Source organism: Pseudoalteromonas sp. SR43-2, from assembly GCF_014163885.1.
GTDB lineage: Bacteria > Pseudomonadota > Gammaproteobacteria > Enterobacterales > Alteromonadaceae > Pseudoalteromonas > Pseudoalteromonas distincta.
Map to the genome: position 1 here is coordinate 72,488 of NZ_JACJED010000008.1, position 23,945 is coordinate 96,432.

The window sequence follows — 23,945 nt, forward strand, 5'->3', positions numbered from 1 at the left end:
ATTATCTTTACACTGTAAAATTTGGAAAACTAAAATGGGATATCGTCATCAAAATCAATGGTTGGTTCCATTGGGTTTGATGCACCACCTTGCGGAGCACTTTGTGGTTTAGGAGCGAAACCACCTTGCTGCTGCGGTGCACTATTTTGTTGTGGTGCAAAGCCGCCTTGCGGCTGGTATTGATTACTTTGCTGCTGTGGTGCTGGAGCCGGTTTTGGCTGCGCTGCAGGTGCTGCTTGCTGTTGTGGAGCATAACCACCTTGTTGCTGGTTATTTTGGCCTTGATTATTTTGACCGTAACCACCGCTTTGTTGAGCACTTTGCGCTTGATTACCTTGGTAACCACCACCTTGTTGCCCACCTTGTGATTGATTACCTTGGTAACCACCACTTTGTTGATCGCCACCACGTGCGCCTAACATTTGCATTTGACCAGTAAAGCCATCTACAACTATTTCTGTAGTGTATTTTTCTTGGCCTTGTTGATCGGTCCACTTACGAGTTTGAAGTTTACCTTCAACATAAATTTGTGAACCTTTACGACAATATTCACCAACAATTTCAGCTAACTTGCCAAAAAATACAACACGGTGCCACTCAGTTTTATCAACCATTTGGCCAGTGTTCTTATCTTTATAGCTATCCGAAGTTGCTAGGGTAATATTTGCTACACCGTTACCGTTAGGCATATAACGAACTTCAGGATCTTGCCCTAAATTACCAACCAAAATTACTTTGTTCACACCGCGTGCCATGGAACCATCTCCTATAAATGTTAGATTAAACCAGCGACTTTACGCGCTTGGTCTAGGTCAAATTCTTTATCATTAATCTTTAAATAGCTGCGACTTTCATCGCGAACTACAGTTGCTTCTATTACACCTGGTAAAGCAACTAACTGAGAAGCAAGTACTTGAGCATGCTCTTCAGAATCTAATTTGGTCATTAAACTAATAACTTTACTTTTGGGTGGGACTTGCATTTTCCACGCAATAATAAGCCATATTAACCCAACAAGTGCCGCTGCCGCAAACACAGCTTGCGTCGTTGTAGTTTGTGCTACATAGCCACCTAACATACCGCCTAAAAAGGCGCCTAAAAACTGACTAGATGAGTAGCCTCCCATTGCTGAACCTTTTTGGCTTGCAGGTGCTATTCGCGATACAAGCGCAGGCATAGTGGCTTCTAAAAAGTTAAACGCCACAAAATAAAGCAGCATACACACAGCAATGCCTACTACACTATTAACCCATACCGACATTGCTAACATACTAATAGTTAACAAGGCTACCGAGCCAATAAATGCTTGTTTTTCTTTCTCTTTTTTAATGGCCACAATCATTATTGGTACCATTAATAAAAATGCTAAAAATAGCACTGGAATATACAAATACCAGTGATGGTCGGCAACTAAGCCATCTTTAATTAATTGACTCGGCAGTACCACAAAAATTGTGGTTAGCGTTAAATGCAATAACAATACACCTGCATTTAATCGTGCTAACTGAGGGTGTTTAATTAATTTTTTAATGTCGCTGAAGCTTGCTAATGTATCGCCTTTGGGCGCTTTATTTACCGCATTTGGCACTAGCATGGTCACTATAAATATACCAAAGACAGCTAAAATAGCAGTCAACCAAAATACACCTGCAATACCCCATGAAGCTGCAACAATTGGCCCAAGTAACATAGCAAAGGCAAAGCTCATTCCTATGCTCATACCAATAACGGCCATTACTTTTGGTCGTTGCTCATCGCGGCTTAAATCTGAAGCAAACGCGAGTAGCGCACTGGCTATTGCGCCCATACCTTGTAAAGCACGGCCTACGGTAACCATTTGGATAGAGTCAGCTAATGCAGCAACTACAGAGCCAATAGCAAATACAACTAAGCCACCAACAATAACCTTTTTACGACCAATCTTATCGGATAATCGACCCATAGGTATTTGTAGTAGAGCTTGCGTTAAACCATACGCACCAATGGCAAAACCAATCCAAATAGGCGAAAAACCTTCAAGCGATTGTCCATAAATAGCCAATACAGGCATCAGCATAAACAAGCCGAGCATTCTAAATGCAAACACACTCGCCAGTGATACAGCGGCGCGTTTTTCTCGTGAATTAAGTGAAGATGCGGTCATTATCTGCGTGATCTTACTCTATGAAAAATTGAGGTTGGGATTCTACCATAAGCTTGGCAATAATTAATCGCCTATAAGTAAGGATTTTTCATTGATCAAGGATTAATATTGCTTCGTATTATGCGATACTGAGTAAATAATTTTGGTAACAAACGAGATAGCATGGAAAACATTGAAGTCCGAGGCGCCCGAACGCACAATTTAAAAGACATCAGCCTAACCATCCCACGTGATAAATTAATAGTTATTACGGGTCTATCTGGTTCGGGGAAGTCATCACTTGCATTTGATACGCTTTATGCAGAAGGACAACGCCGATATGTTGAATCACTCTCTGCGTACGCAAGACAATTTTTATCGCTCATGGAAAAGCCTGATGTGGATCACATCGAAGGCCTCTCTCCTGCCATTTCTATTGAGCAAAAGTCAACGTCTCATAACCCGCGTTCAACCGTAGGTACTATTACCGAAATTTACGATTACTTACGACTTATGTTTGCCCGCGTTGGCGAACCACGATGTCCTACACATGATTTACCTCTTGCTGCGCAAACCGTTAGCCAAATGGTAGATACTGTTTTGGCTCTACCTGAGGGCAGTAAATTAATGCTGCTTGCGCCAATAGTAAAAGAGCGTAAAGGTGAGCATGTTAAGTTATTAGAACAGCTATCTAGCCAAGGTTATATTCGCGCCCGTATAGACGGTGAAGTATGTGACTTGTCTGATCCACCAACACTTGAGCTTCATAAAAAACATACAATAGAAGTTGTTGTAGACAGATTTAAAGTAAAAGATGGCTTACAACAACGCTTAGCAGAATCATTCGAAACTGCACTTGAAATGTCTAATGGCGTTGCACATGTAGCATACATGGACGATAGCAGCGCTGAAGAAATTCTATTTTCAGCAAATTTTGCCTGCCCTACTTGTGGCTATGCAATGACTGAACTTGAACCGCGTTTGTTTTCGTTTAATAACCCAGCTGGTGCTTGTCAAACCTGTGATGGCTTAGGTATTCGTCAATATTTTGATCCTAATCGCGTAGTGCATAACCCAGAGTTAAGCCTTGCTGGCGGTGCAATTAAAGGCTGGGATAAACGCAGCTTTTATTACTATCAAATGCTGCAAGCGGTTGCAGATCATTACAATTTTGATTTAGACGTGCCTTATCAAGATTTAGACAGCGAATCGAAAAAAATTATTTTAGATGGCTCTGGTAGCACTAAAATTGCGTTTAATTACCGTAACGACCGTGGCGATTTAATTACGCGTAACCATGAGTTTGAAGGCGTTTTAAATAACATGAATCGCCGCTACCGCGAGACCGAGTCAAACTCTGTACGCGAAGAACTTGCTAAATACCAAACAAGCCAAGCGTGTCCTAGCTGTCATGGCTCGCGCTTACGCGAAGAGTCTCGAAATGTATTTATTGGACAAACCAACTTACCTGCAATCACATGCATGAGTATTGGTGAAGCCATGGAATTTTTTGAAGGTTTAGAGTTAACCGGACAAAAAGGCCAAATAGCTGAAAAAATATTAAAAGAAATTCGCGACCGTTTATCGTTTTTAATTAACGTTGGCCTAAATTACTTATCACTTGAACGTAGTGCCGATACATTATCAGGTGGTGAGGCGCAGCGTATCCGCTTAGCCAGTCAAATTGGTGCCGGTCTTGTAGGTGTAATGTACGTACTAGATGAGCCATCTATTGGGCTGCATCAACGCGATAACGACCGTTTATTACAAACATTGGTCCATTTGCGCGACTTAGGTAACACCGTTATTGTGGTAGAGCACGATGAAGATGCTATTCGTGCTGCAGATCATATTATTGATATTGGCCCAGGTGCGGGTGTTCATGGTGGGCATATTATTGCTCAAGGTACGCGCGACGATATTTTAGCAAGTAAAGAGTCTGTTACGGGCCAATTTTTATCAGGCGTACGTAAAATAGAAATACCAAAAGAGCGTCACCCAACGAACGACAAATGGCTAGAGCTATTTGGCGCAACGGGTAATAACCTTAAAAATGTGGATTTAAAAATCCCATTTGGTTTAATGACCTGTGTGACAGGTGTATCTGGCTCGGGTAAATCAACGCTAATAAACGATACTTTATTTAAACTTGCTCATACAGAGCTAAATGGCGCAACCACTGCCGAAGCGGCACCGTATAAATCAATTAGCGGTTTAGATCATTTTGATAAAGTGATCGATATTGATCAAAGCCCAATTGGTCGTACTCCTCGTTCAAATCCGGCAACCTACACAGGTATATTTACCGGCATTCGTGAATTATTTGCAGGTACACAAGAAGCGCGCTCACGTGGCTACAAAGTAGGTCGCTTTAGCTTTAACGTTAAAGGCGGACGCTGTGAAGCGTGCCAAGGTGACGGCTTAATTAAAGTTGAAATGCACTTTTTACCTGATGTGTATGTACCGTGTGATGTGTGTAAGAGCAAACGCTATAACCGTGAAACGCTCGAAGTCCAATACAAAGGTAAAAACATACACCAAGTACTTGAGATGACTGTTGAAGACGCGCATGAGTATTTTGACAAAATACCGGCTATTGCCCGCAAGCTTAAAACCCTAATGGACGTTGGTTTATCGTATGTCCGCTTAGGTCAAGCCGCTACCACGCTTTCAGGTGGTGAAGCTCAGCGTGTAAAACTTGCCCGTGAGCTTTCTAAACGTGATACAGGTAAAACACTCTACATATTAGATGAGCCCACAACCGGCCTACATTTTGCCGATATTGAACAACTGCTTGTTGTATTACATCGCCTGCGCGATCACGGTAACACCATTGTGGTTATTGAGCACAACCTCGATGTAATTAAAACAGCAGATTGGGTGATCGATTTAGGACCTGAAGGCGGAGCTGGCGGTGGTGAAATACTCATTGCAGGTACGCCAGAAGAAGTAGCTGAGTGTGAGCGTTCACATACTGGGCATTACTTAAAACCTCTATTAAATAAATAGAGGTTCAGTTGTGACAAATTAATCGGCTTTGAGGTTATTTAACTGTCGAGATTGCACTTAATTAAAAATGGCGAGAAGATTCATTTCTCGCTATTTTTTGGCTCTAATTTTTCTTTTATCAACATAATACCAATCCGCAATAATACTTAATCATTTTGCGGGGCTAAACGTGTCGCTACCTGTGTTAAAAAATTCTCATTTGCGACTGCATGGATGCAGAAGGTAGAGCAATGCAGGAGCTATTGCCGAGAACAACTAAATAGCGAATTTTTTGCCTAGCTACCAACACGTTTTTCCAGCCTCAAAATAGCTTATTTAATTAAGCGAATTGGTATAACAATCGAAAATGTTATTAAAGAAAAACAACACACTGCTGCAAATTTAACCTTGAAAGATAAACAGACCCTAGTCATTCCAACTTATCTGTATTATTTGCATGTCTTTATATTTTGATTCTGTAAAGAAAATTTGATTGTTATCACTAATAAAAAATGCGACAGGTTTAAAATCCACGTGCACATCTTTTACTGTTTTATCTTCTAAATTAAGCCGAGCAACTCTTGAAATAGCATCAGAGTAGTAGAGGTAATTACCATTAATAGCAAAAAGTTGTGCTTGTCGCGCGTCTTTGGGTAATTCCCAACTCTGTTTATTTGATAGTTTAATTAACTGATTATTAGTAATTGCATAATTAGTACCGTCAGCGCCTGAAATTAATTTGTTGGCTTTAATATCCTCTAATATAGTTGTGTCTCGCGTTAATAAATTAAACTGAGCAAATAGGTTTTCTGAACCACTTCGCTCTAAATAAATTATACTTTCATTATCTTTAGACCATACATAGTTTAGTATTTTTCGCCCTTTAAACTCAGCTATGGTATAGAGTTTGTTCGACATAACGTCAAAAAATGCAATATCGCTATTAACTCTTAATAAAACACGATCTTGCTTACTCGATACTCTTAGCCCGCCAATAGCAAAGGTAGATTTCCCTTCATAAGTAAAGTTACTAAGTTGCTTTGTAAGTCCATTTTGAGATAACCACAACTGACTGCTGCCAGAGCGCTCGGATACAAAAATATGCGCTGGCCCTTTCTCATTAATGACTTCTACAATGTGGTAGTCGTCTTCATCACTTTTGTAGAGTGCTTCATACTCAGGAACATCGCTAAAAAGATTAGTCGCTTTAATTAACGAAAATGCTTGTGTTTTATTTGCTGAGTAAAAGAGGCTATTAGCAGATTGAACTGCAATATAATAAGGTGAAATTGCTGGGGTAACCGTTAGTGTGCGTTTAATAATATTATTTTCATCAAACACAATGGTTGAAAGGTCAGAGTCTTCAAAAACAATCACGCCTTTATCGTCTGCAAGCCAGTCAAACGCGAAGCTAATTATACTTTTGTTTGCTTTAAATAACCGCTTAGTCTCACGCGTAGAAAAGTCGTAGCTGAACACCGAAAAAGGCTGACCTTTTTGACTAAGTATATATGCTATTTTATTACCTGAAGAAGATAAGCGCGGCATTATTACGCCATACATTACACCTGGTGGTGGAATAACAATGGACTCTTTTTGTAACTCTAAATCAAATTTATATAAACCTGAGCCATCTTGCTCATTTTTATATTCAGTGTAATAAATATATTCACTATTTTCGTCTACTTGTGCGTAGCCGGTGTATCTAAGGTCACACTTTTTAATTAATGTAGCCTCACCAACAATAGGAAACTGGCTTAAATCAACCAGTACCATTTCGCACTGCTGTTGTTTTAAGTTTGTAGCTTGTATAAGCACTGCGTGCTGATTTAACTGCCACGATAAAATAGATACTTGAAAGCCAGGATAGGTAATTTCAACCTCCCTTTGATCAGACAGTCGCTTTACAAATGCATGCATTATGTCATTTTCAGGTTCAACATTTGTATAAGCTAAATATTGTTTATCTGAGGACATCTCAGGGTGAACCTCACTGCCTATATTCCACGTGCTTGCTACTTTATTAACCGTGATCTGTTTAATCTTTTCACTAGAAGGTGCATTAATAAAAAACAACCCAAACCATACTAAAGAGCACAGGCAAATAATGACGAGTAAAGAATAAATCAAAAACTTTTTACTGTTCTTTTTTTGAACTGGTTGAGAAGTAGTTGCAGTAGCTATCTCTTCATTTTTGGCAGAAATACCTGGTGAGTCAGGCAGAATGTTTGCAGGCTCTTTCAAAATGTTTGCTTGTGTTAAACGCTCAGGTATTACTGTTAGGCTATATCCTTTACGGTAATGCGTTTTTAAAAGCGGCGCTTTTTCAATTGGATGGGCAAGCTGCTTTCTTAACTCTGAGATTGCACGGTTAATCGCATTATCATCAACAAAGCTCTGTTGCCACACACTCTCAATAAGCTCTTGGCGGGAAACAATTTGTTGAGGCTTGTCTATAAAGTGAAGTAATAGCTTTACTAAAAGTGGATCTAATTCCCTTTCTAAATGGTTTGAAGTAATCACACAGCGATTACTAATAAATTGCCAAGGTCCGATTTGATAATTCATAGTCTTTACGTATTTTTATTTTTATAAACCGTATCACATCTACACTTTCTTTTATAGAAAAAGCATTTTAAACCTTATATTAGCATTATAAGGTTTAAGGCTAACCCTCTAAATTAAAACAATTATTTAATTTAAAAACCTTATCTATTAATTGCTCATAACTAGATAAGCGACTCTCAATAAATTCAGCGATATTCTTTAAACCGTCATCAACAAGCAGCTTAGTAAAAAAACATTTGTGATTCTAAATTGGCTGCAATTAAAAATATAAAAGGTTTAATTATGAATAGCACAATGAAAAAAGTACTACCGGCTTTACTACTAGCAACTGCTTTTAATACAACTTCAGTTATTGCAGCTGACGCTAAACAACACACCGTTCAAAGTAATTTTAATCAATGCATAATTGGTGAAAGCGTAGAGGCGATTAACCCAGCTAATAAAAAGCAGCAAGAAACAAACAACATAGACGCCACTGAGTCTTTAAAAAGTAATGTTGATACACAAACGTTACTTTCTTCGATAGATGAAAAAATATCAGCTGAGCTTGACTCTTCAATGAGCAAAATAAACTCGCAAATTGATAAAAACCTTTCAAAGGTAACATCCTCAATCACTGCATATTTCAGCACTGTGTTATCGAACTAAAAACAATAAAATTAAAAGTTACATAAAGGAATTATCATGAAAAAATTCACAAAAAAATTAGTATCTGCCAGCGTATTACTTAGTTGTAGTCTTTTAGCAAATACAGCACAGGCCCAAAGCTCTGTATGGCAAGTAAGCAATGGTAATGACTCACTATTTATTGGCGGTACAGTTCACATACTACCTAAAGCTGAAATGCCACTACCCGCTGAGTTTAACCATGCTTATGAACAAGCGGATACAATTATTTTAGAAGCACCGATAACTGACCCAGCCGATACTAATGCACAAATGCAAATGTTAGGCGCACTATCGTATACAAATAACGAAACGTTAAGTCAAAAACTTGAACCCGAGATTAAGGCATCACTTGAAAATAAGCTTAGCGAGTTTGGCGCTAACCTCGCTAAGTTAGATGGTTTTCGCCCTGCTATGGTTAGTATTGTCTTAATGTCGATGGAGCTTCAAAAGCAAAATTTAATGGGTGAAGGGGTTGATGCTTACTTTACTAAAAAAGCGACTGAAGATAACAAAACAAAAAATTACTTAGAAACAATCGAATTTCAGTTAGAGCTTTTTAAAACAATGGGTCAAGGCAACGAAAACGATTTCATTAAACGTAACTTAGCCGAGCTTCACAACTATGGCGATATGTTTAAAGGACTTTTAGCTGCCTGGCGCAAAGGTGATACAGACACCCTAAATAAAGTAGCACTTGAAGATATGCAGCAAAATGATCCGAATAGCTACAAACAAATCATTACAGATAGAAATAATGATTGGTTACCAAAAGTAGAAGCCATGTTTAACAACGACAAAAATGAGTTTGTACTTGTTGGAGTTGCCCATCTTGCAGGACAAGATAGTTTACTTACCTTACTTGAAAATAAGGGCTATAAAGTTTCTTTAGTTGATATTGATAGCACGGCAGATATAACAGTAAGAGGGGCTGAATAATGGATAAAACAGACAAACTAGCTATATCGCTACTGTTTCTATTTGGGTCCATCATGTTGATATGTGCTATATAAAAAATGCCGCTAACAAGCGGCATTTTTTTATTTTAATAAACTTACCCGCGAGGAATAAAACCAAGCGCATCGTATACCGATTTCAATGTTTTCTCAGCACGTACACTTGCTTTTTCAGCACCTGACTTCATTATGCCATCAAGTAGGTTTTGATCTTCTCTGATCTCTTTAAAGCGTGCTTGAATAGGCTCAATCATATTTACAACTGCATCTGCTGTATCTTTCTTTAAATGGCCATACATTTTATCTTCATACTCAGGAACTAGGTCTTCAATTGAGCGCTTAGTTGCAACACTCAATAAAGTAAGCAAGTTTGATACGCCAGGCTTTTCTGTGCGATCAAAATAAATACGTGCTTGTTCATCTGAATCAGTTACTGCTTTTTTAAGCTTTTTCACAATTTGCTTAGGCTCATCTAATAACATGATGTAACCATTTGGGTTTTCGTCAGACTTAGACATTTTTTTAAGTGGATCTTGCAAGCTCATTACGCGTGCACCAAACTCAGGGATGTACGGCTCTGGTAATTTAAATACGTCGCCATATAAATTATTAAAGCGTGTGGCTATATCGCGAGTCAGCTCTAAGTGTTGCTTTTGATCATCCCCTACTGGTACTTGATCAGCTTGGTATAATAAAATATCTGCAGCTTGCAATACCGGATATGAAAATAAGCCCACGTTTACGTTATTTGCGTGCTTAGATGACTTGTCTTTAAACTGAGTCATTCGATTAAGCTCACCCATTTGCGCGTAACAATTTAATACCCACGCTAATTGTGCATGCTCAGGTACTTGCGATTGTACAAATAACGCAGATTTTTCTGGATCAATGCCACATGCCGCATAAAGAGCAATACCATCTAACACTCGAGAGCGCAGTAGTTCAGGCTCTTGGCGAACCGTAATAGCGTGTAAGTCTACTAACATAAAGAAACTTTCGTGGTCTTCCTGTAACTTTAGCCACTGGTTAATAGCGCCAACATAGTTGCCTATTGTCATACCACCGGTTGGCTGAATGCCGCTTAAAACTACTGGTTTACTCATGATTTTCCTTTATTTTGCTTAATGAATAATATTTAACGCTGCGTTAGAACAGGTATTATATCTAAGAAGTTATCGCATAGGTACTGCGGATTATAATCCTCAAGACTTTCACCTTGGTTATAGCCATAACTAAGTGCAATTACGTCTATATTAGCGGCTTTAGCTGCAAGTATATCGCTTTTAGAATCACCTATCATTATTGCTTTATTAGGCTCCGCATTTAGTTTTTTGCAGGCAAATAGCAAAGGTTCTGGCGATGGTTTTTTTGCCATGTCGTCACCGCATACAACCACATCAAAATGACTCGTTAGTGCCAATTTTTCGAGTAGTTTCTCTGTAAAAATTCGAGACTTATTAGTGATTAATGCTTTAGGCATACCGCGAAGTGCTGCAAGCCCTGTTTCTACATGTTGGTACAAAACACTATACTCACCAACTTGCTGTTCATAATACTTATAGAACTGTAATATTGCTTTGCCACTAAGTGACTCATCTAAATTTTCACTCACTTGCATATCGCCACTCAAAGCGCGTTTAACAAGGACTTCAACCCCATTACCAATCCAACTTTCAACCAAGCGTTGACTAACAATAGGAAAAGCAAAATCGCTCAAGGTTAAATTAATAGCGATATACAAGTCGTAAACGCTATCAACCAAAGTACCATCTAAATCAAATAAGGCGACATCGTACTTCATTACTTAACACTTCCAAGCTGCTCACGCATTTGATCAATCACCACTTTGTAATCAGGTTGATTAAAAATAGCTGAACCTGCAACAAACATATCAGCACCCGCTCGAGCCGCTGCTGCAATATTATCGACTTTAATACCACCATCAACCTCTAAGCGAATATTTCGGCCTGATTCAATAATACGCTGTTTTGCTTGGCGTAATTTTTCAAGCGTATGAGGGATAAAGCTTTGCCCGCCAAACCCAGGATTTACCGACATTAGTAAAATGGTATCTAGCTTATCAATAACATGGTCTAAATAACTTAGGCTTGTTGCTGGGTTAAACACTAATCCTGCTTTACAGCCGTGATCTTTAATTAACTGTATTGTACGATCGACGTGCTCGCTGGCTTCAGGATGAAAAGTAATAATAGAAGCACCAGCCTCAGCAAATAAAGGTATTATGCTATCTACAGGCTTAACCATTAAATGTACGTCGATAGGTGCTGTAATACCGTAATCTCTTAGTGCTTTACACACCATAGGACCAATTGTGAGATTAGGTACATAGTGATTATCCATTACATCAAAGTGAACCACGTCAGCACCCGCTTCGAGAACTTTATCAACATCTTCGCCTAGCTTTGCAAAATCAGCAGACAAAATAGAAGGGGCTATTAAATATTTTTGCTCTGGGTTAAACATGATTAACTCCATCAATAAATAGTGATTGCGTTAATGTAACTTAATTGAAGATGTTACCCAAGTAATATGGCGTAATAGCCCCCATTTTAGGTAACTTTAAGTTTGATATTTAACCAATATTTGCTATGATTAAAAAAGTAACAAATTATTGGATTTCATCATGCGTGCTTTTAAAATTGGGATATTAATTGCGTCGGCATTACTGCTTATCGGGGCGTTTAGCTTTGGTTCAAGCTCTGAGCAAGAATTAAGCTCAGTGAGTAATTGTCATAATACACAAGTGGTAAGTGCTCAAAACACTTTAACTGCGTGTATTAAAGCTGAAGAAGAGTCATCATGGTTTTCGTGGTTAACTGGCGATAGCCGTAGTGCTCAGTTTCATTACCTTGATTTACTGGAACTACTTACTAGTTCTGAAGATTCTAAAAACGCTCCTTCTTTAAAACCTTTATTTTAAATAATGCTACAATTTTTTAGCGCGTTGCAAAGTGTGCTAGCTGCATTTTTTGGTGTTCAATCTGAAAATAAACGCCAAGTCGATTTTAAACAACATTCCCCTTTATCCATCATTTTAATTGCGATTGTACTATTTGTTGCTTTTGTTATCGCAATTTACGCAGTGGTTGCTTGGGTGCTAAATACATAGCCATCAACTCGTCAACTTTATTTCTAGAGCCACCTTTGGGGCTAATAGTGCGCTTTACTTGAATTTGCTCAAGCGATGCTTGGCTATAAATTTTACGCGTCCACACGGTATCGTGGTTTGAAATAAGCACAGGCGTGTTATTTTCAAATGCGGCTTGTTCTGCCAAATTAGCTAAGTTAGCCTGATCATCTAAATTAAACCCCCCTTTTGCGTATGACGTAAAAGAAGCCGTTTTACTTAATGGCACATAAGGTGGGTCGCAATAAATAACAGCATTGTTAGGTACTAACTTAAAAACGTCATCGTAATCTAAACAAGTGAACGTTGCTTTTTGTGCTTTTTCAGCAAAAAAATACATTTCTTTTTCAGGAAAGTAAGGCTTTTTATACTTACCAAAAGGCACATTAAAAATGCCTTTTAAATTATACCTACACAGTCCGTTGTAACCATGGCGGTTCATGTATAAAAACAAGATTGAACGTTCGTATACATCACGGCTTTGATTAAACTGCACACGATATTCGTAATACGCATCTGCGTGATTATTCAAATCAACAAATAGCTTTTTAGCGTCACTAATAAGCTCATCTGGAGAGCTTTTAAGCTCTTTATATAAGTTAATTAAGTCTGCATTGATATCGTTGAGGATATAGTGCTTAAAGTCACTATTTAAAAACACAGAGCCTGCACCAACAAAAGGTTCAACCAAAGTATCAGCATGCTTGCTAGCTTGGTTTAATCGCGCATTAATGTTTTCAACTAGGCTGTATTTTCCGCCGGCCCATTTAAGGAAGGCTCTACTTTTTTGCTGCATTGGCTCTTTACTTCAATCTGGTGTTGCGCGATTTTACACTAAAGCAGTGTGTTTTACTGATCAACGACTGCTATTTCTTGCTTTATTTTACTAATTTTTTTATAGAAAGGTTTATTTTTTCTAACCCCAGGGGGTAAAGTACCCATTGCTGATTTTGCCTCGTTTATACTCTCAAAGCTGCCAAATGTGACAACCCACCATATTTGATTATTTCTCTTCGTTTGGTAAGTATGAGTTTGCTGCTGTAGATTGAATTGAGCAATGAAATTATCGCGAACCTCCTGCTGAGTTACCGCTAATAATTGAATAACACTATTTGTATCTGTTTGCTGCATGTACCAAATATTATCTTGGCTACTCTGAGCTTGCTCTGCTGTATTTACTTTCTCTACTTCTAGAGCTTTAGATACAACGTCACCTGCTTCACTGCTTTTGTTTTTAGCGCTATTATTAATAGCATTGTCTAATACCTTAACGGTATTTGCAGGTTCGCTAAGACTTTGCATGATAGCAGGCACATCATTAATGTGTACGCTCTTTGGCTCAATATCTGGCTCAACTCCTTCAGGGTCATTTAAGGTAACTACTGAGTCATTTTGCTTTATAACCGGCTCACTTACTTGCTCTACAGATATTGCTGTATTTAGGACTTGTGTTTCTTCCTGCTGATAATATTGTTGCCACCACTGCGTCATATCAGACTTATAAAGCAGACCAATAATTAAAAGCATAATTAACAACATCAAAATCAATAAGTGCAATCGCCAAGATACTTTATCTTTAACGATAATATCGGCTATGTGCTCGCTAGGTTGCCAAGCAAGCAATAAACTGGGGTTACCATGAGCCTCAGCTAAAAAAGTACTAAAAACAGGGTCTTCATCATAAGGTAAATCAGTAAAGTACCACTGCAATAACATCTTGCTTTCTCGAAGCGTCAGTGGCTCCAAGTAAATTTCGACAGCGTCATTTAAAGCAAGTTTAGACTGTGATGCAATTATGATATACAACGTATTAGGGCTATTTTTAGAAAGTAACTCAAGCTCAATTAGTATCTCTTCAGATAGTTGCCTACCGCCATCAAGCACCCATAAACAAGGTCCGCACTGCTGTTGCTCAAGCAGCTGGTAATAGTTTTCAGGTAAACTTAAATTATGATCAACCAAAGGGGAATTAAAGCTTTGCTCTAATAAATCGCTCATTAGCTGAGCGTCAGTCATTTGTGCACTTACTTGCACAAACGCTTTATTAAAGTCATTGTATTTATCTGTAATGAAGGTTTCGAGCATATAACTTTTACCTAGCCCCGATGTGCCAAGTAAAACTATTAAATTTTGTCCGTACTCAAATTGCAGTGCGATTCTATCCACCAAAGCCGCACGGCTTGGTAAAATTTGTGACTGCATTTACTGCTCGATTAAGTCTCTAACTTGGTCATCAGAAACATCATCAACTAATGCACACTGGCCAAATTGGGTAGGTAGAATAAAGCGTATAGTGCCTCTTTTATTCTTTTTGTCTTTACGCATATGCGTTAGGAACTGCTCGCTAGTCATTTGCTTTGGAATTTCTGTTGGTAAATTATATAGCTCAAGCAGCTTAATAATTCGATCAACTTCACTTGCGCTTAAATCTTGGCGTGTCTTGGCAAGTTTAGCTGCTAATACCATGCCTGTTGCAACAGCTTCGCCATGTAACCAAACGCCGTAGCCCATTTCTGCCTCAATTGCATGGGCAAATGTATGACCTAAGTTTAATAAAGCACGTAAACCATGCTCTTTTTCATCTTGCGCAACTATAAGTGCTTTTATTTCACAACATCTAAAAATAATATGCTGTAAACATGTTTCATCTAGTTGCTGCAAATTAGCTACGTTTCGCTCTAAGTATGCAAATAATTCGGTATCGTAAATCAGACCATACTTAATTACTTCAGCCATACCTGCTGCAAACTCTCTTGCTGGTAGGGTGTGTAATGTTTGTGTATCAATAAAAACCGCTTGAGGCTGATAAAATGCCCCTATCATATTTTTACCTAAAGGATGATTTACTGCCGTTTTACCACCTACCGATGAGTCAACCTGTGAAAGCACTGTCGTTGGTATTTGAATAAACGGTACGCCGCGCTGATAACACGCCGCTACAAAACCAGTTAGATCACCTATAACACCGCCACCTAACGCAATTAAGCACGTATCTCGGCCACAGTTATTTTGGAGTAAAAATGCTGATATTTTTTCAAACCATTCAAGTGATTTATATTGTTCACCGTCAGGAATAATAAAAGATAGCGGATTTTGATCTGCTAATGAGTCAAGTAACGCTTGTAAATATAAAGGCGCTATTGTGTCATTAGTAATGATGATAGGCCGACAATCACCAATGTGGTGAACCAGGCGGCCATTATCTTGAAGTGCAGATTGCCCAATATAAATAGGATAACTTCGCTCGTCCAAATTAACTGTTAATTTAAGCATGCTTAGTTATTTCCTTATTATTGGTTTTTAAAAATCTAATTTCTCGATGATTTGGTTAGCAACAACTTTAGCGCTTTGCTCATCGGTACGTACAACAAAATCGGCAACTTCTTTGTATAGGGGCTCGCGTTCTTCTGCTAAGCGCTCTAGTACGTTACGAGGTGCTTCTTCAGTTTGCAGTAATGGGCGACGCTTGTCGCGTTGCGTGCGTGCAACTTGCTTTTCTATAGGTGTCTCTAGGTATACAACGATACCTCGAGCCGAAAGCTTGTTTCGAACTTCTTTGCTCATTACTGAACCACCACCGGTAGCAAGTACAATACCTTGCATCTCGGTTAAATCGCCAATAACAGACTCTTCTCGAAGTCTAAAGCCTTCTTCACCTTCAAGATCGAATACCCATGCAATATCTGCACCTGTGCGGCGTTCGATTTCTTGATCAGAATCAACAAATTCAAGGTGTAATTGGTCAGCGATGTGACGACCAATCGTGCTTTTGCCAGCCCCCATGGGGCCAACTAGAAATATATTACGTTTCTCAGCCATATCTTTTAGTACAAACAAACTCTAAAATTTGAAATAAAACCCCGCCTAACGACCTGGCCCCAAAATTAAGGAGGGGATTATCTCAGTAATTGCAGGGGTATTTCAAGTCAATTAGAATAAAAAGCCATATAACGAGCAATTAATCTAAATAATCACCCGTTGGTTAACATAAAACCACTGTATTTTAATCAATTTGTATTTTCGGTGTCACGAAAATAAGTAATTCACGCTTTTCATTAAACTCACTTGTGGTTTTAAATAGTCTTCCTACGTAAGGAATGTCACCTAAAATTGGCACTTTACTCGTAGTATTAATGATCTGCTGTTGGAAAATACCACCGAGTACTACGGTTTGGCCATTCTCGACTAACACTTGTGTTTGAATTTCTTGAGTATCAATAGACACCGCTTCACCAGTACCTGTTTGAACAGTATCACCACGTGTATCTTGAGTAATAATTAAATCTAGAATTACTTTATTATCAGGTGTGATATGAGGTGTAACTTCTAAGCTCAGTACCGCTTTTTTAAAGCTTATGGTAGTAGCACCGCTTGAAGCTGACTCTGTATAAGGAATTTCAGTACCTTGCTCTATTCGCGCTTTTTGCTGATTTGCCGCTATGATACGTGGGCTAGCAATAATCTCGCCTTTATTCTCTTCTTCAAGCGCACTTAGTTCTAAATCAATCAGCGTACCGTTAGCCAGTTTTGCTATGTGTAAGCCAATGCTAGCCGCAGGGTTAGTGATAGGTAAATTTACATTTAATCGGTCTGAAATACTTGGTGCATTTGAAGTAGATGTCGCATTATAAATACCTTCTGCGCCTTCAAGAGAGCCTGAAATACCAACACTACTGCCTTGGTCACTAAAGCCCCAACGTACGCCTAAGTCTTCAGTAACGTTATCGCGTACCGTTACCATTCGAGATTCTATTACAACCTGCTGCACTGGAATATCGAGCGTTTCAATCATGCGACGAATATTTTCTATACTCTTAACAGTATCTTTTACTAACAAAGTATTTGTACGTTGATCAACAGATACACTACCACGGGCAGTTATAATACTGTTAGTATCTGTTTTTAATAAGTCAGCAAAATTTTCGGCTTTAGCATAGTTTAATCGGATGTATTCACTATATAGAGGCTCTAAGTCTTCAACTTGCTGTTTAGCTTTTAAATCTTTGGCTTCACGTGCTGCAAGTTCTTCTGCAGGCGCTACCATTAATATAGAGCCATCCATGCGCTTATCTAGCCCTTTAATACGTAGTACTACGTCAAGCGCTTGATCCCACGGTACACCATCTAGACGCAGCGTTATATTGCCCGTTACTGAATCACTGGTTACTAAGTTAAAGTCGTTGTAACCCGCGATAATTTGCAGTGCTGCACGCACAGAGATATCTTGAAAATTTAAGGTCATAGGGCGACCTTGATACTCAACCCCACCATCTAAGTACGCATTTTGCGTTTCATCTTTTTCTACTGTCAACGTTAAAATATTATCTATTTGCTGATACGTAAACGTGAACTGAGCATTAGGTTCGATAACAACACGACTTAAACCATCTTCTTTAAAAGTCTCGATATTACTGACAACAGTTCCAAAATCTAATACATCTAATTCATAAAGTAGATCGTCTAAAATATCGGTGTGATGAAAGTCAGCGTAAATTTTCCCGCCACTTTCATGGACTTCAATTGCAGCTTGAGTGTCTTGTAAAAATACAAGTACTTTTGCTTCACCCTTCTCACCACGTCTAAAATCAATGGACTGGATACGGTTAATGTAATTTCCACTTACATCACCTGAGTCCATCACTACATCTTCATTTTCAGATTCTGTAAGAGGGTTATCAGAGACACGTATCGATACTAAATTGTTATGAACTTCAGTCTCATAAATTTTTAATCTATCTAAGTTTACCGTTACCTTTAAACCACTGTTAGTTAAAACATTAGTAACACTGCTAATTCCTGCTTGATTAACTTCAACATCATTTAAACCAACCTCTAACTCTGCAGTATCAAAAAACATTTCGATTCGGGCTGGGCTATTAAACACTTGAACTTTTGGTTCAAAGGTTAACTCTTCATCAAAAACAAGCTGTAATTCAGTTTCGCCTTTAAGTAATGGATTATAACGAACATCATAAAGCAATGGCCCAGCTATGGCTGAGTTTACAGTGACTAAAGCAACAGCAGCCAGTAATGTCCGTGAAATACGATGAAGCCAAAGTACATCCTTATGCATCCTATTTTTACCTTTTTTATTATTAATTTGCGCCATCTGTTGCCGCCTCTAACATTTCTAATTTCGTCAGGCGCTCTTTCCAACAGCCAGACCCATCAGGGATTAATTCCACTAATTCTATATAGTCGTTGCTTACTCTTTTTACTTTGCCATCATAACTTCCAAGATAATTCCCTACCGTTACGCGGTGCAAAGTGTCATCTGTTGCTGTAATTAATGCCCATATTTGTCCACTAGAGCCAATTGTGCCTTTCATTGCTAAATTATCTAGCGGGTATTTCTCTAACGGTTCGCGGCGACGCTCTTGATCTGGGTGCAAACAGTTTTTTACTTGCGTTAGTTTATTTTGAATAATCTCAGGCTGAGGCGCTACAAACGGGCTGCGTAGCTGACCAGCACTGTACTCAAATATTTCAAACTTTGTCAGCTCAGGGATCGACTCAACCCTTGGAGTTGTGCTTGCTTTTACCTGATCAATAAATTCTTTTTGCTCAGAAGTGTCATCATTACAACCCGCTAAAACAAATGCTATAGCTAAAGGTACTACGCGAAGGAGTTTCATTTTTTAACCCCTTCTTCATAACGATATGTTTTTGCAACAACACTGAATGTTAACTGTTTATCGCCCGATGATAAAATAGAAAAGTCATGTAAGCTTACAATCCGGGGTAACTGGGCCACTTTACCTACAAACTCACCAAACTCATGGTAGCTACCTATTACTTCGATTTTAATCGGCAGCTCGGTATAAAATTCTTTCTCAACTTCTGGCAGCCAACCTATTTTTAAAAAAGTCAGACCACTCGTTGTCCCAACATATGATAAATCATCAAGTAAACCAGGAGTTTCGTTCGAAGTGGGTAGACGCTTTAATAGCTGTGAAAACTTATCTTCCATTTCAATCATTTGTTGACGATATATTTCAAGCTTGCTCGCTACTGCATACTTAGTTCGATAAGTTGTTCGTAGTTCAACTTCTTTTGCCACGGCACTATGGTAGCTGTCAATTTCATCAGAAACTAATAGGCTATAACTAAAAAACAATACAAGGCCCGCAACAAATGTGCAGCAAATTGCTTTAACAGCAATTGGCCAATCACCAATGTTATCAAGCTCTATTTCATTCCAATCAATTTCACTCAGTGCTTTAAAATCAAGGTTCATCGCTAACCTCACCAATTTTATCAAATGGTTTTACATAAAATTCCATATTAAAATCACTAAGTAAACGCGAAGATTGATCGCCTGCAACAATGCCCTGCATTGAAGGATTCTCTAGTAAATATGAGCTTTGTACTTGGCGGAGCATTGTTGATAGGCGGTTATTAGATTCACTACGTCCTAAAACATGTATTTGGCTGCCTTTGCGCTCCAGTTTTGTTAAATAAACACCGCCAGGCACTATTTTGGCAACTTCATCCATTATTTGCGTACCCAAGTTACGGCTGCTTTGCAATTCTTCAATGAGCCTCATACGCTGTTGTAAATTTTCCTTTCTTTTATCTAAGCTTCGTATTTCACTTATTTTTTTATCTAGCATGCTAATTTCTGAGCTTAAATAATTATTCTTTAAGTTTTGACCGTCTTTTAAAGCACTATAAAAAGAGCTTAATAAATACATACTTGCAAAACAAAGTATAACGACACCAACAAGTATAGTTACAAATTTCTTTTTCGATTCTTCGCGTTGTGATTCACGCCAAGGCAGTAGATTTATATGTGGCATGTTGAAAAGCTCCTTAATGCCAACCCTGTTGCAATTGCAAACTGCGTTTTGTGACGCTGCATTATATTACGGTCTACCTTTGGGGAAATTTCCATATTTACAAAAGGCTCTGCAACAACTGAGTGGATACCGAGTTCTTCAATAAGCAATCGGTCGATACCTTTTATCATCGATGTACCGCCCGTTAATACAATATAATCTATTTGCTCTTTACCGCTGGTTGTTAAAAACATTTGCACAGCTCTGCGAACTTGTTGAAGTAACGAAGTTTGAAAAGGGGCTAATACTTCAAAGGTATAGTTTGGCGGTAAATCACCTGATGTTTTGCCTATTTCGGCTTCATCAAAGCCTTTATTATAATAAGCAACAATACTATTTGTATATTGATCGCCACCAAAAACTTGGTCACGGGTATAAATGGTTTCCCCAGCTTGCACAACACTCACAAGCATTAAAACTGCGCCAATATCGACCACAGCCACACACTTATTAAATGCATCGCTAGGTAATTGTTGATAGTAAACGTCCATAGCACGGCTCAATGCGTAGCTTTCTACATCTACTATTTTGGCTTCTAAATTTGCGGCTTCTAAAGCGCCCACCCGTGCTTCAACACTCTCTGTACGAGCAGCCGAAAGCAAAACATTCATTTTGCTAGGATCGGCCTCATTCGTCGAAAGCTTCTCAAAATCGAGGCTCACTTCATCAAGTGGGTAAGGGATTAAACTATCAGCTTCAATTTCAATTTGCGATTCAAGTTCAGCATCTGTTAACGATACATCCATGAAGATCACTTTTGTAATAACTGTTTGGCCAGAAACAGCCACTGCAGCAGATTTTAACGACTTCGGTAATTTTTTTCTTAATTTTGTAATAACGTTACCAATCGCTTCAATATCTTGAATTGTGCGCTCACTCATCGCACCTTTTGGCATCGGCTCAATTGCAAGTGCTTCTAGTCGAAATCCAGTTTCAATTTCACGTAAAAGCACCGCTTTGATAGAGTGCGATCCAATATCAATTCCTACCATCATCGGGGACGGTTTTTGAAATAGTTGACTTAGCATGTTTCAACTTGGCCTTTGTTTTAATAATAAACAAGTTATAATTTTTATCTGAAAAAATATTATTCATTTTTTAATCAATATATACTAGCAGTCAAAACTCGCAATTGGGAGTCCATTTAGGGAAATATAAGTGATTTTATTAAAACGAACTTTACAATTTTTTATCATTTGTGTGTTAATTGGTCTGATCACTTTGGTCAGTCTTTATTACTACGTTAAACCTGATATCCCCAGTGTGCAAGTTTTAAAAGACGTGCAATTACAAACTCCTATGCAAGTATTCACAAAAGATGGGCTTTTAATCAATCAATTTGGTGAAAAGCGTCGTATTCCAGTGACTATTGATGAAATTCCTCAAACCCTCATTAATGCATTTTTAGCGACAGAAGATAATCGATTTTACGATCATATAGGCATAGATCCTATAGGTATTGTACGTTCGGCTATTGTTCTTATATCTACCGGCGAGAAAAAACAAGGCGCAAGTACTATTACTATGCAGCTTGCTCGTAATTTCTTTTTAACTCGCGAAAAAGCATATATTCGTAAAGTTAAAGAAATATTTATAGCGCTACATATCGAAGGTGTATTAACAAAAGACGAAATTTTAGAGCTTTACCTTAATAAAATAGAATTAGGTAATCGCGCTTTTGGTATTGGTGCTGCAGCACAAGTTTATTACGGTAAGGAGTTAAAAGATTTAACACTTGCACAAATGGCGATGATTGCAGGTTTACCCAAGGCCCCTTCAGCTTTAAACCCAATTCGTAACCCAACGCGTGCAAAAGCACGCCGAAATGTTGTTTTAGGGCGTTTATTAACTGAAAATTATATTACTCAAGAAGAATATAACGAAGCAACGAGCCAACCTATCACCGCTTATTTTCATGGTGCTGAAATAAATTTATACGCCCCGTATATTTCTGAAATGGTGCGCGCTGAAATGGTCTCGCGTTATGGAATAGATAAAGCTTACAACTCAGGTTTTAAAATTTTCACCTCGGTAGAGTCTAAAGTTCAAAAAGCAGCGCAAAACGCACTTGTAAACAACTTACATAATTATGATATGCGCCATGGTTTTAGAGGACCAACAGATGTTTTATGGGACCCTGAAACACAACCAGCTTTAACTGAGCAACAAATACTCAATAAATTACAAAGCGTAAATGAGTTGGGTACTTTGAAAGCAGCAGCCGTGCTTAGTGTTAATGATAAAACAGCGTCGGTATTACTTAAAAGTGGCGAGCGCACAACTCTTACTTGGGATAACTTAAAATGGGCGCGTAAATATATTACTCGTTACCGCCAAAGTTTTGCTCCAAAAGCAGCTACAGATATTTTAACGTCAGGAATGCAAATATGGGTGCGTAAAAATGAAGATGACAGCTACTTACTAAGCCAAATACCAGAAGCATCAAGTGCTATTGTGTCACTCGACCCACAAGATGGAAGAATTAAAGCTATTGTAGGTGGTTACAGCTTTGAGCAAAGTCAATATAACCGAGCGGTACAAGCAAAGCGTCAAGTAGGTTCTAATATAAAACCTTTTATATATTCAGCAGCACTTGAAAAAGGTTACACGCTTGCGTCTATATTAAACGATGCTCCTATAAACCAATGGGATAAAAGCCAAGGCGTAGCATGGCGCCCTAAAAACAGCCCTGCTGTATATAATGGTCCGATAAGAATTCGCCGTGCTTTAGCACAATCTAAAAACGTTATTTCGGTGCGCTTACTACGCGGCGTTGGATTACAACGTACAGCTGATCATTTATTAAAGTTTGGCTTTAAAGATTCAGACATTAATCGCAGTGAATCACTAGCACTGGGTAGTGCTTCCATTACTCCACTTGAACTTGCCCGTGGCATGAGTGCATTTGCCAATGGTGGCCACTTAATTGAACCTTACTTTATTTCAGAAATTCAAGATGCTTACGGTAATGTATTGTTCAAAGCAAACCCTGCCCTAGCCTGTGATGAAGAGTCTTTACCAACACATAATGAATTCTCACTTCATAATAGTAGTGATGAAGTGGAGCCAACAAAAAAATGTGCACCGAGAATTATTTCTAAGCAGAATGCTTTTTTAATTGCTGATGCAATGCACAGTGGTATTTGGGGCGGCGGTAGTTGGGCCCATAAAACGGGTTGGAGTGGTACAGGTTGGCGCGCACAAGCTTTAGAACGTCGTGATCTTTCGGGTAAAACAGGCACAACTAACGATTCTGTAGACACCTGGTTTAGTGGTTTTAACAGTAAAGTAATGACTTCTGTGTGGGTGGGCTTTGATAACCCAGGTAACGCTCTTGGTCGTTCTACGTACAATAACAACTTAGATAGCAGCCAAATATCTGGTGCTGAATCGGGGGCTAAAACAGCGCAGCCTGCATGGATTGAATTTATGAAAGCCGCACTTGAGGGAACACCTGAAGCGCCAATTGAGCCACCTGAAGGGCTTGTTTCGATTCGTATTGATTTAGCCACTGGTTTGCTAAGCCACAAAAATGACTACACCAGCCGCTTTGAATACTTCGAAAAAGGCACTGCACCGACAAAGTATGTGCTATCTCAGCCAAACGATATATTTGAAGAAGACACAAAAACCGAAGAAGAGCTATTTTAATAATACCT

21 protein-coding genes are annotated in these 23,945 nt (G+C 38.7%); 6 read left to right on the forward strand and 15 right to left on the reverse strand.

The window, feature by feature from the left end; translation table 11 throughout:
- Positions 1 to 29: 29 nt before the first annotated feature.
- Positions 30 to 755 carry a single-stranded DNA-binding protein gene (ssb, locus tag H5120_RS08885; RefSeq protein ID WP_182674130.1) on the reverse strand — a complete coding sequence of 242 codons (726 nt, stop codon included), beginning with the start codon at positions 753 to 755 and terminating at the stop codon, positions 30 to 32.
- 20 nt (positions 756 to 775) lie between these two features.
- Positions 776 to 2,143, reverse strand: coding sequence for an MFS transporter (locus tag H5120_RS08890; RefSeq protein ID WP_182674131.1), 1,368 nt, complete (start codon positions 2,141 to 2,143; stop codon positions 776 to 778).
- Between the two features lie 162 nt (positions 2,144 to 2,305).
- Here H5120_RS08890 and uvrA point away from each other — a divergent pair, with 162 nt between their 5' ends.
- Complete coding sequence (uvrA, locus tag H5120_RS08895; RefSeq protein WP_182674132.1) at positions 2,306 to 5,131, forward strand: excinuclease ABC subunit UvrA; 2,826 nt, start codon at positions 2,306 to 2,308, stop codon at positions 5,129 to 5,131.
- 405 nt (positions 5,132 to 5,536) lie between these two features.
- Here the strand turns inward: uvrA and H5120_RS08900 are convergent, their stop codons facing one another.
- Positions 5,537 to 7,678 (reverse strand): transcriptional regulator, encoded by a 2,142-nt coding sequence (locus H5120_RS08900; protein WP_182674133.1) that lies wholly within the window; start codon positions 7,676 to 7,678, stop codon positions 5,537 to 5,539.
- Positions 7,679 to 7,960: 282 nt separating this feature from the next.
- On the opposite strand from H5120_RS08900, the gene H5120_RS08905 reads away from it, so the two are divergent.
- Positions 7,961 to 8,326: a hypothetical protein gene (locus H5120_RS08905; RefSeq protein ID WP_182671047.1), complete on the forward strand. Its 366-nt coding sequence runs from the start codon at positions 7,961 to 7,963 to the stop codon at positions 8,324 to 8,326.
- A gap of 36 nt (positions 8,327 to 8,362) precedes the next feature.
- Positions 8,363 to 9,283, forward strand: coding sequence for a TraB/GumN family protein (locus H5120_RS08910; RefSeq protein WP_182674134.1), 921 nt, complete (start codon positions 8,363 to 8,365; stop codon positions 9,281 to 9,283).
- A 115-nt stretch (positions 9,284 to 9,398) separates the two neighbouring features.
- On the opposite strand, the gene trpS is transcribed toward H5120_RS08910, so the two are convergent.
- From trpS to rpe, 3 genes are read right to left on the reverse strand one after another with little or no spacing between them, the layout of a single operon-like run.
- Positions 9,399 to 10,403, reverse strand: a complete 1,005-nt coding sequence (gene trpS / locus H5120_RS08915; RefSeq protein WP_002958388.1) for a tryptophan--tRNA ligase — start codon at positions 10,401 to 10,403, stop codon at positions 9,399 to 9,401.
- A 32-nt stretch (positions 10,404 to 10,435) separates the two neighbouring features.
- Positions 10,436 to 11,101 (reverse strand): phosphoglycolate phosphatase, encoded by a 666-nt coding sequence (locus H5120_RS08920; RefSeq protein ID WP_024606487.1) that lies wholly within the window; start codon positions 11,099 to 11,101, stop codon positions 10,436 to 10,438.
- On the reverse strand, positions 11,101 to 11,784 hold the full coding sequence (gene rpe / locus H5120_RS08925; RefSeq protein WP_182674135.1) for a ribulose-phosphate 3-epimerase: 684 nt from the start codon (positions 11,782 to 11,784) through the stop codon (positions 11,101 to 11,103). The genes H5120_RS08920 and rpe overlap by 1 nt, the downstream gene beginning before the upstream one ends.
- A 160-nt stretch (positions 11,785 to 11,944) precedes the next feature.
- Here rpe and H5120_RS08930 point away from each other — a divergent pair, with 160 nt between their 5' ends.
- Positions 11,945 to 12,241, forward strand: coding sequence for a hypothetical protein (locus tag H5120_RS08930; RefSeq protein ID WP_002958385.1), 297 nt, complete (start codon positions 11,945 to 11,947; stop codon positions 12,239 to 12,241).
- Between the two features lie 3 nt (positions 12,242 to 12,244).
- Entirely contained in the window at positions 12,245 to 12,430 is a 186-nt protein-coding gene (locus H5120_RS08935) for a DUF2970 domain-containing protein (RefSeq protein WP_002958384.1), read from the forward strand.
- Here the strand turns inward: H5120_RS08935 and H5120_RS08940 are convergent.
- The 9 genes from H5120_RS08940 to H5120_RS08980 form a co-directional block, all read right to left on the reverse strand.
- Positions 12,387 to 13,244: a Dam family site-specific DNA-(adenine-N6)-methyltransferase gene (locus tag H5120_RS08940; RefSeq protein WP_002958383.1), complete on the reverse strand. Its 858-nt coding sequence runs from the start codon at positions 13,242 to 13,244 to the stop codon at positions 12,387 to 12,389. The genes H5120_RS08935 and H5120_RS08940 overlap by 44 nt on opposite strands.
- 53 nt (positions 13,245 to 13,297) lie before the next feature.
- A complete protein-coding gene (locus H5120_RS08945; RefSeq protein WP_182674136.1) occupies positions 13,298 to 14,650 on the reverse strand; it encodes an SPOR domain-containing protein in 1,353 nt (450 codons plus the stop codon).
- The gene (gene aroB, locus H5120_RS08950) at positions 14,651 to 15,721 is read right to left on the reverse strand and encodes a 3-dehydroquinate synthase (RefSeq protein WP_024596026.1); all 1,071 of its coding nucleotides are present in this window, start codon (positions 15,719 to 15,721) and stop codon (positions 14,651 to 14,653) included.
- A gap of 27 nt (positions 15,722 to 15,748) precedes the next feature.
- On the reverse strand, positions 15,749 to 16,267 hold the full coding sequence (gene aroK / locus H5120_RS08955) for a shikimate kinase AroK (RefSeq protein WP_004589350.1): 519 nt from the start codon (positions 16,265 to 16,267) through the stop codon (positions 15,749 to 15,751).
- 184 nt (positions 16,268 to 16,451) lie between these two features.
- Positions 16,452 to 18,557, reverse strand: a complete 2,106-nt coding sequence (locus tag H5120_RS08960; RefSeq protein WP_182674137.1) for a type IV pilus secretin PilQ — start codon at positions 18,555 to 18,557, stop codon at positions 16,452 to 16,454.
- A complete protein-coding gene (locus H5120_RS08965) occupies positions 18,544 to 19,083 on the reverse strand; it encodes a pilus assembly protein PilP (protein WP_039485843.1) in 540 nt (179 codons plus the stop codon). Before H5120_RS08965 ends, H5120_RS08960 begins: the two co-directional genes overlap by 14 nt.
- A complete protein-coding gene (locus tag H5120_RS08970; protein WP_024596028.1) occupies positions 19,080 to 19,685 on the reverse strand; it encodes a type 4a pilus biogenesis protein PilO in 606 nt (201 codons plus the stop codon). The genes H5120_RS08965 and H5120_RS08970 overlap by 4 nt, the downstream gene beginning before the upstream one ends.
- Positions 19,675 to 20,247 carry a PilN domain-containing protein gene (locus H5120_RS08975; protein ID WP_002958376.1) on the reverse strand — a complete coding sequence of 191 codons (573 nt, stop codon included), beginning with the start codon at positions 20,245 to 20,247 and terminating at the stop codon, positions 19,675 to 19,677. Before H5120_RS08975 ends, H5120_RS08970 begins: the two co-directional genes overlap by 11 nt.
- The gene (locus tag H5120_RS08980) at positions 20,235 to 21,314 is read right to left on the reverse strand and encodes a pilus assembly protein PilM (protein WP_024596029.1); all 1,080 of its coding nucleotides are present in this window, start codon (positions 21,312 to 21,314) and stop codon (positions 20,235 to 20,237) included. The genes H5120_RS08975 and H5120_RS08980 overlap by 13 nt, the downstream gene beginning before the upstream one ends.
- A 130-nt stretch (positions 21,315 to 21,444) precedes the next feature.
- Between H5120_RS08980 and H5120_RS08985 the strand changes: the two genes are divergently transcribed.
- The gene (locus H5120_RS08985) at positions 21,445 to 23,937 is read left to right on the forward strand and encodes a penicillin-binding protein 1A (protein ID WP_182674138.1); all 2,493 of its coding nucleotides are present in this window, start codon (positions 21,445 to 21,447) and stop codon (positions 23,935 to 23,937) included.
- The last annotated feature ends 8 nt before the right edge of the window (positions 23,938 to 23,945 follow it).